Raw genomic sequence first — 11,973 nt, 5'->3', positions numbered from 1 at the left:
GCGCAGGCCCGCGAGACGCAGCGCCGGTTCGCGCCGGTCGACGACTCGACGGGAGCAGCGCGATGACCGCCGTGCGCGAGGCGCCCGTCGCCGACGCGGTCGCCCGCCCGCACCGCCCCCTGCTCGCTCTCGCGATCGCGATGGGCGTCGGAACCGTCCTCTGCGCGGTCGCCCTCCTGATCGACCCGCGCGAGCTCGGCGGCCAGTCGCTCTGGGCGAAGCCGCTGAAGTTCTGCCTCTCGATCGCGGTCTACTCGCTCACCCTCGCCTGGCTGATCGGGCTGCTCCCCCGCCGCCGCAGGCTCGGGCGGATCCTCGGCACCGTCGCCACCGCGGGACTCGTCGTCGAGATGGTCGTCATCGGCGGTGCGGCGCTGGTCGGAGCCGCGAGCCACTTCGACGTGAGCACTCCCCTGCACTCGGTGATGTGGACGACCATGGCCGTCTCGATCGTGGTCGTCTGGCTCGCCACGCTCGTACTGGCGCTCCTCCTGGCCCGGGTGCCCCTCGGCGACGGCGCGCTGACCATCGCCGTCCGAGCGGGACTGGTCATCGGCCTGATCGGGATGGCGCTCGCCTTCCTCATAACCGGGCCGACCGCCGACCAGCTCGCGGACTACCGCGGAGTCGTCGGCGCGCACGCGGTCGGCGTCGCCGACGGCGGCCCGGGGCTCCCGCTGCTCGGCTGGAGCACGACGGGCGGGGACCTGCGCATCCCGCACTTCCTCGGGATGCACGCTCTGCAGGGGCTGCCTCTGCTGGCCATCGGCCTCCGCCTGCTCGGACGACGCCTGCCGGTCCTCGGCGAGGAGGCCGTGCGCGCCCGCCTGCTCGTCCTCGCCGCGGCCGGCTGGGCCGGTGTCGTCGCAATCACCTGCTGGCAGGCGCTCCGGGGGCAGTCGATCGTCGCCCCGGATCCGCTCACCCTCACCGCCGGCCTCGTGCTCGCCGGTCTCCTCCTCGTCGGCACCGCCGTCGTGCTCGCCCGCTCCCGTACCCCGGAGGTCTCCCGATGACCCGTCTGCTGAAGGGCTGGACGCCGCTGGCGCTGGTCTACCTCGTCCTCGCCGTCCTCGGTCTCGTCGGCACCTGGACGCACAACATCCGCGCGGTGCTCGAGAGCGTGGACTTCCTCGGGGCCTGGTTCGACGGCGGACCGGCGGTGTCCTCGCTCACGACCGATCTGCTGATCGTCGCGATCGCGGCGGTCGCGCTCATCGTCGCCGAAGGACGACGGCTCGGGATGACGCGGCTGTGGGTCTACGTGCTGCTCGCGCCGCTCGTCGCACTCGCCTTCGCTTTCCCGCTGTTCCTCGCGGTCCGCGAGCGGCACCTCGCGGCACGGAGCGCGCACGGGCCGGCGAGGACGCAGGGTCCGTCGGACACGCGTGCTCTCGACGGCGATCCCGCGTCCAGCAGCCCCTAGGGCAGCAGCTCGGGGCGCACGCGGCGGGTGCGCTCGACGCTCTGCTCGTGACGCCAGGCGGCGATCGCTGCGTGGTTGCCGCTGAGCAGCACCGGAGGCACGTCGAGGCCGCGCCAGGACGCAGGCTTGGTGTAGCCGGGGTACTCGAGCAGGCCGTCGGAGTGGCTCTCCTCGACGAGGCTCGCGGGGTTGCCGACGACGCCGGGCACCAGGCGGCCGACGGCCTCGATCATCGCCATGACGGCGACCTCGCCGCCGTTCAGCACGTAGTCGCCGAGGCTGATCATCCGCACGCGGGCGCGCGTGGCGGTGTGGTCGACGACGCGCTGATCGATGCCCTCGTAGCGGCCGCAGCCGAACACGAGCGCCTTCTCGTCGGCGAGCTGCCGGGCGGTGGCCTGCGTGAAGACCTCGCCGGCGGGCGAAGGGAAGATCACGAGCGGATCCGCGCTGGCGTCGGCCTCGAGGATGCTGTCGAGCGCCTCCCCCCACGGCTCCGGCCGCATCACCATGCCGGCGCCGCCACCGTAGGGCGTGTCGTCGACGGTGCGGTGCCGGTCGTGGGTGAACGAGCGCAGATCGTGCACGCCGAGCTCGATCAGCCCGCTCGCGCGAGCGCGCCCGAGCAGGCTGATGTCGAGCACCCCGAAGAACTCCGGGAAGATCGTGACGATGTCGATCCTCACGACCGGGCGTCCTCCGCGGTCGCCTCGTCGTCCGGCGAGGCGGCGTCCGGAGCAGGAGTGTCGGAGTCGTCCTCTGCGGAGGCGTCGGACTCCTCGTCCTCGGCCGGCGTCGCGAGGGCCGGGTCCGAGAGGTCGACGTGCGAGAGGTCGACCTCGGCCGGCTCCACCTCGACGACCTCCTCGAAGAGGCCGGTGGGGGGCGTGACGGTGACGATCCCGGCGACGGGATCGATCGACGGCACGATCGCGGTGACGAACGGCACCATGACCTCGCCGGAGGGCGTCGCGACGATGAGCAGGTCCTGGGCCGGGAAGTGGTCGACGCGGCGCACGGTGCCGACCTCGGCGCCGTCGCGTACGACCTTCATGCCGACGAGCTGGTAGTCGTACCAGGAGTCGTCGTCGCCCGGCTCGGTGCGGACCTCCTCGTCGATCCAGAGGATCGCCTTGAGGAGCGTCTCGGCGGCACTGCGGTCGTCGACGCCCTTGAAGAACGCGACGGGGTGGCTGTTGTACCAGCGCAGCTCGACGAGCTCGAGCTTCCTCCCGTGCCACTCGGAGGTGCGGGGCACCTGCAACGTGAACGTGGATCCGGGGGTGAAGCGCTTGTCGGGCTCATCGGTGTAGAGCTCGAGCTTGATCGCGCCCTTGAGGCCGTGGGCCTTGGTCAGTCGGGCGACGCGGAGCTGCGTCGTGCCCGGTTCGGGAGTCGACACCTCTACTTGTCGGTGTCGACGACGTCGACGCGGACGCGACGGCCGTCGGCGAGAGCGGCGACCAGGGTGCGGACGGCCTTGGCGGTGCGACCGGAGCGTCCGATCACGCGGCCGAGGTCCTCGGGGTGCACGCGCACCTCGAGGACCTCTCCGCGTGGGGAGCCCGTCGCCACGACACGGACCTCATCGGGGTTCTCGACGATCCCCTTGACGAGGTGCTCGACGGCGGGAGCCAGCATGGACTACGCCTCGGTCGAGGTCTCGTCGGCGGTGTCCTCGGCCGGGGCGGCCTTGGCCGGAGCCTCGGTCTTGGGCTTGAGGACGGGCTTCTTCTTCGCGTCGATGACGAAGGGGGCCTTGGGCTCCTTCACCTTGACGGTGCTGACGGCGTCGGCGTCGCCCTTGAAGCGGCCCCAGTCGCCGGTCAGCTTGAGGATCGCGGCGACCTGCTCGGTCGGCTGCGCGCCGACTCCGAGCCAGTACTGCGCACGCTCCGAGTCGACCTGGATGAACGAGGGCTCCTCGGTGGGGTGGTACTTGCCGATCTCCTCGATCACGCGGCCGTCGCGCTTGGTGCGCGAGTCGGCGACGACGATGCGGTAGTAGGGCGCCCGGATCTTGCCCAGGCGCTTCAGACGAATCTTGACAGCCACAATTCTCCTGTGTGGTCGTTGACCTCGAGAGGTCGATGATGGATGAACTGAGCCGTGAGCGTGGGGTGCACACCCGGCCGGAAGCTCGAGGGGGTTTCTTCGGCGGTGAGTAGAGGGTCGACCGCCTCGGACCCGACAGATCATTCTGCCAGAAAAAACCCCGGCGTGCGGCTGCGACATGCGGCTCGCCCCACCGGAGGACGCGCAGAGGCCCCCGGTCCCGCCCTCGGCCCCGTCCCGGCGACTCGTGGGACGATGGGACCCGCGCGTCCCGACCCGGTGGACGCCGGATCGACGGAGACGACGCCATGGAGATCAGCTTCGCCCAGTCCGACCGCTCCACGCTCGGGATCGAGTGGGAGGTCGCGATCGTCGACCGGCAGACGGGGGACCTCGCCAACGTCGCCGACGTCGTGCTGGAGGCCCTGCGCGGCGAGGACGGCGAGCCGCACGCCCGCATCACCGGAGAGCTGCTGCGCAACACCGTCGAGCTGGTCTCCGGTGTGCACACGCGGGTGGGCGACGCCGTCGCCGATCTGCAGGACCAGCTGCGCCAGGTGCGCGAGATCACGGATCCGATGGGCCTGGACCTCGTCTGCTCCGGCACCCACCCGTTCGCGCAGTGGTACGACCAGAGCATCACCGACAAGGAGCGGTACCACCGGCTCATCGACCGGACCCAGTGGTGGGGCCGCAACATGATGATCTGGGGCATCCACGTGCACGTGGGGATCGAGGACCGCGACAAGGTGCTCGCGATCCTGAACTCCCTGCTCGACTACTACCCGCACCTCCAGGCGCTCTCGGCGTCGAGCCCGTTCTGGGGCGGGGTCGACACCGGCTACGCCTCCAACCGCGCGCTCATGTTCCAGCAGCTCCCGACCGCCGGCCTCCCGCCGCAGTTCGGAGCCTGGGCGAACTACGAGGAGTACGTCGACGACATGATGCGCACCGGCGTCATCGACGACCACACCGAGGTCCGCTGGGACATCCGCCCCTCGCCGCAGTGGGGGACGCTCGAGATGCGCGCCTGCGACGGGCTCTCCTCGGCGGAGGAGATCGGCGCCGTCGCCGCGCTCATCCAGTGCCTCGTCGAGCACCTGTCCACCCGGCTCGACGACGGCGAGGACCTGCCGACGATGCAGCCCTGGTACGTGCGCGAGAACAAGTGGCGGGCCGCCCGGTACGGCCTGGACGCCGAGATCATCCTCGACAGCGCGGGCGCCGAGCGCCTGGTGACGGACGACATCCGCGACCTGCTCGTGACGCTCGCTCCGGTCGCGGAGCGCCTGGACTGCGCGAAGGAGCTCGCCGACGTCGAGCTGATCCTCGTCGCGGGAGCGAGCTACCAGCGGCAGCTGCGGGTCGCCGCGGCCCACGACGGCGACCTCCGCGCCGTCGTGCGGGCGCTCGCGGGCGAGCTGCGCGACGGGCTGCGGGACCCGCGGGCATGACCGCGACGCGGCGGCTCGCCGCGATAGGAGTGCTCGTGCTCGTTCTCGCGGGGTGCTCTTCCGCGGCGCCGCCCTCGGCCGAGCCCTCCGCGACGGCCGCGCCCTCGACGACGCGCGCGCCCTCCTCCGACGCCGGCGCTCCCGCTGCCGAGGACCCCGCCCCGCTGGAGGTGGGCGGATCGATCCCGGCCGGGTCGAGGGTCACCGTGGTCGGCGACAGCATCGTCAGGGGCTACGGGCTCGAGGCCGGGGCCGCCTGGCCGGCGCTCGTCGGCGACGCGTTCGGCTGGACGGTGACGAACCTCGGCTGCGACGGAGGCGGCTTCGTGCGCCCCGGCGTCTGCGGCGAGCCGATCGGCGACCGAGCGGACGACATCGCCGCGACGTCGCCGGACGTCGTGATCGTCGTCGCGAGCAGCAACGATCTCGGGACTCCCGCCGACGACGTGGTCGCCGCGATCCCGTCGGCCGTGGACGCGATCGCCCGCGCCGTGCCGTCGGCGCGGCTGATCGCGCTCGACTCCGTCTGGGGGCCCGACCCGCGGCCCGGCGATCTGGACGCGTACGACGCCGCCCTGGTCGACGCCGTCGCGTCGGTCGGAGGCGCAGCGCTCGAGTACCCGGACCCGCTGAGGACCGACGGCCTCCTCGCCGGGGACGGCGTGCATCCGACCGAGGCCGGGCAGCTCGCGCTGGCGGAGGCGTTCGCGCTGGCCGCGCAGAAGGCGGGACTCGGCGAGAGCGTGCCGATCGACTCCGCGCCCACTCGCGACGAGTAGGGGCGGGCGGCCCGGACGCCGCCCGCCCCTCACCGGATCAGCGGGTCGTGCTGTTCTTGCCGTCGCGCCACGACAGGAGCTCGCGCACCGGCGCGAGGTCGATGTCGGGTCCGCTGATGCCGAGCGTGAACAGGCGCGCTCCGAGCTCGTGCTGCTGGTCGGCGACCGCGAACGCTCCGTCGCCGCCCTCGGCGGGGATGTTCACTCCGGTCGACACCTCGATCGCCGACAGGTCGCGGCCGACCGTCCCGCACCAGTCGCCGAGGACGCCGAGCTTGCGCTCCAGGGTCGGGACGTCCGAGAAGCTGTGCCAGATGTCGGCGTGCTCGGCGACGATGCGCAGCGTCTTCTTCTCGCCGCCGCCGCCGATCATGACGGGGATCTCGCGGGTGGGAGCGGGGTTGAGCACGCCCCAGCGGCTCCGGATGCGCGGCATCGCCTCGGAGAGCTCGTCCAGACGGGAGCCGGCGGTGCCGAACTCGTAGCCGTACTCCTGGTAGTCGCGCTCGAACCAGCCGGAGCCGATGCCGAAGATCAGGCGCCCCTCGGCGCCCTTGGCGCTGATGTGGTCGACGGTGCGGGCCATGTCGGCGAGCAGGTCGGGATTCCGGTAGCTGTTGCAGGTGACGAGCGGGCCGAACTCGATGCGGCTGGTCTGCTCGGCCCAGGCGGCGAGCATGCTCCAGCCCTCGAAGTGCAGGCCGTCGGGCTCGCCGGAGAGCGGGTAGAAGTGGTCCCAGTTGAAGGCGATGTCGACGCCGAGGTCCTCGAGCTCGGCGAGCGTGTCGCGGATGACCTCGTAGGAGACGTGCTGGGGGGCGATCTGGACGCCGATGCGGACCGGGCGCGCGGTGGTGGTTGTCATGCCCACCACGCTAGACCTCGGCGGTGACGGAGGGCCCCGGGATCTCGAGACGCCCGTTGCGCGGGCCGTCCGACCCGCACGGGGCGCCTGCTGCGCGAGTTGCTTGAGCGTCAGACACACCCCCCTGCTGGTCGAGTAGCGCCGCAGGCGCGTATCGAGACCCGCAGACGCTGGATCACAGGGATCTCGATACGCCCGCTACGCGGGCTACTCGATCAGCAGGGCACGGCCCCGCTGCGCCATCCATGCGAGCGATCCACGCGACCAGCGGACAAGTCCTGCTGGTCGAGTAGCGCCGCAGGCGCGTATCGAGACCCGCCGACGCCGGTGCACAGGGATCTCGATACGCCCTCTGCGAGGGCTACTCGATCAACAAGGGGTGCACCGGTACGCGGGCTGCTCAACGAGCAAGGGACGCGCCGCCGCGCGGGCTGCTCGATCAGCGGGGAGGGGCCCCCGCCGACGGAGCGGTGGTCGCTACTCGCCGGCGGGGTCCGGAGCCTCGCTCGGGGCCTCGTCGACCGTCGAGCGGGCGAGCTTGACGGTGGTCGCGCCCTCGTCGTCGAAGAGGCGGAGGCGACCGCCGTCGATCGCGGCCATCGACGCCTCCGCGAAGATCGTCGGCAGCGCGACGCCGTCGCAGGCGATGAACGTGCTCGGGCCGGCGTCGACGCTGAGCGCTCCCTCGTCGTCGATCGCCCACTCCCCCTGCACGCCGTTGCAGCCGTCGGAGCCGGTCCACGTGCCGTCGTCGGCGATGAGCAGGAACGGCACCTCGGGCGACTCGTACGCCACCCCGGTGATCCACCGCCCGACCAGCTCCTCGGGAGCCGGAGCCGACATCGCCTCGGCGCCGGACGTCTCGGCGCACCCGGTGACCCCGAGCACGGCGACGGCCGCGAGAGCCGCCGCGGCGAGACTCCGCCGCACGGTCATCGACCGAGGAACTTCTGCAGCTGCTCCAGCTCCTCCGGGGTCGGCTGCGCCTGCGCGCCCTTGCCGCCACCGAGACCGAAGCCCGAGCCGCCGGCGTCGCCGGGGCGGGGGCCGGAGGTGATCGCCGCGTTCTCGGCCGCGCGCTTGGCCGGGTTGCCCGACTTCGACGACTTCTTCTTCTGCGGCTTCGGGCGGCCCTGGTAGCCGGCTCCGGGCACGGGGCCCATGCCGGGCACGTTCGGCATGCCGCCCTTGGCGACGGTCTTCATCATCTTCGCGGCCTGCTCGAACCGCTGCACCAGCTGGTTGACGTCGGTGACGGTCATGCCGGAACCGCGCGCGATGCGCAGGCGCCGAGAGCCGTTGAGGAGCTTGGGATTGATCCGCTCGGCCTTGGTCATCGACTGGATGATCGCCTCGGTGCGCACGATCTCGCGCTCGTCGAACTGGTCGAGCTGCTCGCGCATGCCCTTCGCGCCCGGGAGCATGCCGATCATCTTCTTGATCGAGCCCATGTTGCGCAGCTGCTGCATCTGACCGAGGAAGTCGTCGAGCGTGAACGAGTCGCTCATGATCTTCTCGGCGACCTTGCGCGCCTCGTCCTCGTCGAACGCGGACTGCGCCTGCTCGATGAGGGTCAGCACGTCGCCGAGGTCGAGGATCCGGCTCGCCATGCGGTCGGGGTGGAACTGCTCGAAGTCGTCGAGGCCCTCGCCGGTGGAGGCGAAGAGGATGGGACGCCCGGTCAGCGAGGCGACCGACAGCGCCGCTCCGCCTCGCGCGTCTCCGTCGAGCTTCGAGAGGACGACTCCGGTGAAGTCGACGCCCTCCTGGAAGGCCTTGGCGGTGGCGACCGCGTCCTGGCCGATCATGGCGTCGATGACGAAGAGGACCTCGTCGGGGTTCGTGACGCGGCGGATGTCGGACGCCTGCTTCATCATGTCGGCGTCGACGCCCAGGCGGCCGGCGGTGTCGATGATGACCGTGTCGTACTGCTTGTCGACGGCGAACCTGATCGCGTTCTGCGCGACCTTGACCGGGTTGCCGATTCCGTTGCCGGGCTCGGGAGCGTAGACCGCGACTCCGGCCTGCTCGCCCACGACCTGCAGCTGCTGCACCGCGTTCGGGCGCTGGAGGTCGGCGGCGACGAGGAGGGGAGTGTGCCCGTCCTTGCCGAGGTACTTGCCGAGCTTGCCGGCGAGCGTCGTCTTGCCCGCGCCCTGGAGGCCCGCGAGCATGATGACGGTCGGCGGTCGCTTCGCGAACTCGAGCCGGCGGGACTGCCCGCCGAGGATAGCGACGAGCTCCTCATTGACGATCTGGACGACCTGCTGCGCGGGGTTCAGCGCCTTGTTGACCTCGTCGCCGAGCGCGCGCTCGCGCACCTTCCCGGTGAAGGCCTTGACCACGTCCAGCGCCACATCGGCGTCGAGCAGCGCGCGCCGGATCTCGCGGACGGTGCCGTCGACGTCCGAGGCCGAGAGCTTGCCCTTCGTGCGCAGGTTCTTGAAGGTCTCGACGAGTCGATCGGAGAGGGTGCCGAAAGTAGCCATGATGCCCGGAATTCTACCGGAGCCGCGGGGCGCCCGGTTCTGCCACCGCTCGTACGGATTAACTGGGCTCAGTGCAGGAATGCGTCTAGGGTGGCGACGTGATCGAGACTCTGCTGGCGGGCGACTCCGCCGATCCCCTGGACTACCGCGACGGCTGGGAGCTGCAGCGCCGGCTCCACGACGAGGTCGTCGCGGGGCGCGACGGCGTGCTGGTGCTCTGCGAGCACGCGTCCGTCTACACGGCGGGCAAGCGGACGGAGGCGCACGAGCGCCCGGTCGACGGCTCCCCCGTCGTCGATGTGGACCGCGGCGGACGGATCACCTGGCACGGACCGGGTCAGCTCGTCGGCTACCCGATCGTGCGGCTGCGCGAACCGGTCGACGTGGTCGCCTATGTGCGCTCGCTCGAGGGGATGCTGATCGCCGTGCTCGCCAATCTGGGCGTCGCGGGCGAGCGCATCGACGGACGCTCGGGAGTCTGGATCCGCCGGCCGCTCGGCGCGGACAAGATCGCGGCCATCGGCATCCGGGTCGCCGGGGGCGTGACGATGCACGGCTTCGCTCTGAACGTCTCGAACAGCCTCGAGCCCTACTCCCGCATCGTCGCCTGCGGCATCTCGGACGCCGGAGTGACGACGCTCGAGCGCGAGACGGGGAGCGCCGTGCCGATGGATGCGGTGCGCGCCCTGGTCGATCGGCGGTTCCGCGAGTGCTCGCTCGAGTTCTCGGTCGAGCAGGCGACGGTGGTGGCCGCGTGAGCGCCGAGGTGGGCGGACGCAAGCTGCTCCGGCTCGAGATCCGCAATGCCGAGACTCCCATCGAGCGCAAGCCCGAGTGGATCAAGACCAAGGCGACGATGGGCCCGGAGTACCGGCAGCTGCAGTCGCTGGTGAAGAGCGAGGAGCTGCACACGGTCTGCCAGGAGGCCGGCTGCCCCAACATCTTCGAGTGCTGGGAGGACCGCGAGGCCACCTTCCTGATCGGCGGCGCCCAGTGCACAAGGCGCTGCGACTTCTGCCAGATCGACACCGGCAAGCCGGCCGACTACGACGCCGACGAGCCGCGGCGCGTGGGCGAGTCCGTGGCGCGGATGAACCTCCGCTACGCCACGGTCACCGGAGTCGCCCGCGACGACCTCGCGGACGAGGGCTCGTGGCTCTACGCCGAGACGATCCGGCAGATCCACGCCCAGTGCCCCGGCACGGGCGTCGAGATCCTCGTGCCCGACTTCACCGGGCGCCCCGAGCACCTCGGCCGGGTGTTCGACGCACGGCCGGAGGTGTTCGCCCACAACGTCGAGACGGTGCCGCGGATCTTCAAGCGGATCCGCCCTGCGTTCCGTTACGAGCGCTCGCTGGACGTGCTGACCCAGGGGCGCGACGCGGGACTGATCACGAAGTCGAACCTCATCCTGGGCATGGGCGAGGAGCGCGAGGAGATCTCGCAGGCTCTGCAGGACCTGCACGACGCGGGCACCGACCTGCTGACGATCACGCAGTACCTGCGGCCGACGCCGCGGCACCTGCCGGTGGACCGCTGGGTGCACCCGGAGGAGTTCATCGCGATCAAGGAGGAGGCGGAGGACATCGGGTTCCTCGGCGTGCTCTCGGGTCCGCTCGTGCGCTCCTCCTACCGGGCGGGCCGCCTGTGGGCGCAGTCGATGGAGTCGAAGGGGCGGCCGGTGCCGGAGCACCTGCGGCACCTGGCCGACGCGGCACTGGGGTTCTCGCAGGCGGTGTGACCGTCGGCGGCACCGCGAGATGCCGGTTCGGTCCGCCTAGCCCGGCGTGTCGCGTACCGGAGTGGCATCTCGCGTGGCCGCGGGACGCCGAGCGCATCGGCGCTCAGCCGACGAGCTGCTGGGCGAAGACGTGCGGGGTGAAGCCGGTGAGGTCGCCGATGCCCTCGCCCTGGCCGACGAGCTTGATCGGGATCCCCGTGCGCTCCTGGACGGCGAGGACGAAGCCGCCCTTCGCCGAGCCGTCGAGCTTCGTGATGACCAGGCCCGTCACCCCGGCGTGCTCGATGAAGGCCTCGGCCTGGCTGAGGCCGTTCTGACCCGTCGTGGCGTCGAGCACGAGCAGGATCTCGGAGATGGGGGCCTGCTTCTCGATGACGCGCTTGATCTTGCCGAGCTCGTCCATCAGCCCGCCCTTGGTGTGCAGGCGGCCGGCGGTGTCGATGATGACCATCTCGACTCCGTTGTCCTTCGCGAACTGCACGGTCTGGAAGGCGACCGAGGCCGGGTCCTGGCGCTCCTGCTGCGGGCGCACGATCTGCGCGTCGGCGCGCTGGGCCCAGGTGGCGAGCTGGTCGACGGCGGCGGCGCGGAACGTGTCGGCCGCACCGACGACGACGCTGCGGTCGAAGTTGCGGAGGAACTTCGCGAACTTGCCGATGGTCGTGGTCTTGCCCACTCCGTTCACGCCGACGACGAGGATCACGGCCGGGCGCTCGCTGAGCTTGAGGGTCGTGTCGTACTTCGACAGCCGCTCCTCGAGCGACTCGCGGAGCATGCGCTGGAGGTCGCGCGGGTCGGTGGTGCTGTAGCGCTCCACCTTCGCGCGGAGGTCCTCGACGATCTCCTCGGTGATGTCGGGACCGAAGTCGGCGGTGATGAGCGCGGTCTCGAGGTCGTCCCACGTCTGGTCGTCGATCGTGCGCTTCTCGAACAGGCCGCGCAGTGCGCGGCCGAGCGACCAGGAGGTGCGTTCAGCCATGTGCTCCAGGGTACCGGCGGGGGCGGGCGCCGGCGGCGCGAGGGCGGTCGCCCCCTGCTGCCGATCGAGGAGCCGCACCGTGAGCGTGTCGAGATCGACGACGGCCGGGGGCGGCGGGTCTCGATACGCCGCTGCGCGGCTACTCGACCAGCGAGGTGCGCCGCTACGGCTACTCGACCGGCACG

Annotated in this window: 14 protein-coding genes; 6 read left to right on the top strand and 8 right to left on the bottom strand. The window is 71.4% G+C overall.

What is annotated here, in order from left to right:
• Together NB037_RS09530 and NB037_RS09525 are read left to right on the top strand one after the other, a co-directional pair.
• Window positions 1-1,016: hypothetical protein (locus NB037_RS09530; protein WP_251945419.1), on the top strand; the 1,016-nt coding region annotated here is incomplete at its 5' end.
• Window positions 1,013-1,426, top strand: a complete 414-nt coding sequence (locus NB037_RS09525) for a DUF2834 domain-containing protein (RefSeq protein ID WP_251945418.1) — start codon at window positions 1,013-1,015, stop codon at window positions 1,424-1,426. The genes NB037_RS09530 and NB037_RS09525, both read left to right, overlap by 4 nt.
• Here the strand turns inward: NB037_RS09525 and trmD are convergent.
• From trmD to rpsP, 4 genes are read right to left on the bottom strand one after another with little or no spacing between them, the layout of a single operon-like run.
• Window positions 1,423-2,112 (bottom strand): tRNA (guanosine(37)-N1)-methyltransferase TrmD, encoded by a 690-nt coding sequence (gene trmD, locus NB037_RS09520; protein WP_251945417.1) that lies wholly within the window; start codon window positions 2,110-2,112, stop codon window positions 1,423-1,425. The two genes, NB037_RS09525 and trmD, sit on opposite strands and share 4 nt — an antisense overlap.
• Window positions 2,109-2,828 carry a ribosome maturation factor RimM gene (rimM, locus tag NB037_RS09515; protein WP_251945416.1) on the bottom strand — a complete coding sequence of 240 codons (720 nt, stop codon included), beginning with the start codon at window positions 2,826-2,828 and terminating at the stop codon, window positions 2,109-2,111. The genes trmD and rimM overlap by 4 nt, the downstream gene beginning before the upstream one ends.
• A 2-nt stretch (window positions 2,829-2,830) precedes the next feature.
• Window positions 2,831-3,067: an RNA-binding protein gene (locus tag NB037_RS09510; protein WP_207402358.1), complete on the bottom strand. Its 237-nt coding sequence runs from the start codon at window positions 3,065-3,067 to the stop codon at window positions 2,831-2,833.
• A gap of 3 nt (window positions 3,068-3,070) precedes the next feature.
• Complete coding sequence (gene rpsP, locus NB037_RS09505) at window positions 3,071-3,481, bottom strand: 30S ribosomal protein S16 (protein WP_207402359.1); 411 nt, start codon at window positions 3,479-3,481, stop codon at window positions 3,071-3,073.
• 308 nt (window positions 3,482-3,789) lie between these two features.
• Here rpsP and NB037_RS09500 point away from each other — a divergent pair, with 308 nt between their 5' ends.
• Both NB037_RS09500 and NB037_RS09495 read left to right on the top strand, forming a co-directional pair.
• Entirely contained in the window at window positions 3,790-4,935 is a 1,146-nt protein-coding gene (locus tag NB037_RS09500) for a glutamate--cysteine ligase (RefSeq protein ID WP_207402360.1), read from the top strand.
• Window positions 4,932-5,714 (top strand): SGNH/GDSL hydrolase family protein, encoded by a 783-nt coding sequence (locus NB037_RS09495; protein ID WP_251945415.1) that lies wholly within the window; start codon window positions 4,932-4,934, stop codon window positions 5,712-5,714. The genes NB037_RS09500 and NB037_RS09495 overlap by 4 nt, the downstream gene beginning before the upstream one ends.
• Before the next feature lie 37 nt (window positions 5,715-5,751).
• On the opposite strand, the gene NB037_RS09490 is transcribed toward NB037_RS09495, so the two are convergent.
• The 3 genes from NB037_RS09490 to ffh form a co-directional block, all read right to left on the bottom strand.
• The gene (locus NB037_RS09490) at window positions 5,752-6,579 is read right to left on the bottom strand and encodes an LLM class F420-dependent oxidoreductase (RefSeq protein ID WP_251945414.1); all 828 of its coding nucleotides are present in this window, start codon (window positions 6,577-6,579) and stop codon (window positions 5,752-5,754) included.
• Window positions 6,580-7,056: 477 nt separating this feature from the next.
• Window positions 7,057-7,515: an META domain-containing protein gene (locus NB037_RS09485; RefSeq protein WP_251945413.1), complete on the bottom strand. Its 459-nt coding sequence runs from the start codon at window positions 7,513-7,515 to the stop codon at window positions 7,057-7,059.
• Window positions 7,512-9,068: a signal recognition particle protein gene (gene ffh / locus NB037_RS09480; RefSeq protein WP_251945412.1), complete on the bottom strand. Its 1,557-nt coding sequence runs from the start codon at window positions 9,066-9,068 to the stop codon at window positions 7,512-7,514. The genes NB037_RS09485 and ffh overlap by 4 nt, the downstream gene beginning before the upstream one ends.
• Before the next feature lie 98 nt (window positions 9,069-9,166).
• On the opposite strand from ffh, the gene lipB reads away from it, so the two are divergent.
• Both lipB and lipA read left to right on the top strand, forming a co-directional pair.
• The gene (gene lipB, locus NB037_RS09475; RefSeq protein ID WP_251945411.1) at window positions 9,167-9,826 is read left to right on the top strand and encodes a lipoyl(octanoyl) transferase LipB; all 660 of its coding nucleotides are present in this window, start codon (window positions 9,167-9,169) and stop codon (window positions 9,824-9,826) included.
• Entirely contained in the window at window positions 9,823-10,809 is a 987-nt protein-coding gene (gene lipA, locus NB037_RS09470; protein ID WP_251945410.1) for a lipoyl synthase, read from the top strand. Before lipB ends, lipA begins: the two co-directional genes overlap by 4 nt.
• 103 nt (window positions 10,810-10,912) lie before the next feature.
• Here lipA and ftsY read toward each other — a convergent pair whose 3' ends face one another.
• Window positions 10,913-11,788 (bottom strand): signal recognition particle-docking protein FtsY, encoded by an 876-nt coding sequence (gene ftsY / locus NB037_RS09465; RefSeq protein WP_251945409.1) that lies wholly within the window; start codon window positions 11,786-11,788, stop codon window positions 10,913-10,915.
• Window positions 11,789-11,973: the final 185 nt, after the last annotated feature.

The organism is Rathayibacter rubneri (assembly GCF_023743255.1).
Classification (GTDB): Bacteria; Actinomycetota; Actinomycetes; order Actinomycetales; family Microbacteriaceae; genus Rathayibacter; species Rathayibacter rubneri.
The sequence above is the reverse complement of the archived record's forward strand: the minus strand, read 5'-3'. Positions and strand labels throughout refer to the sequence as shown.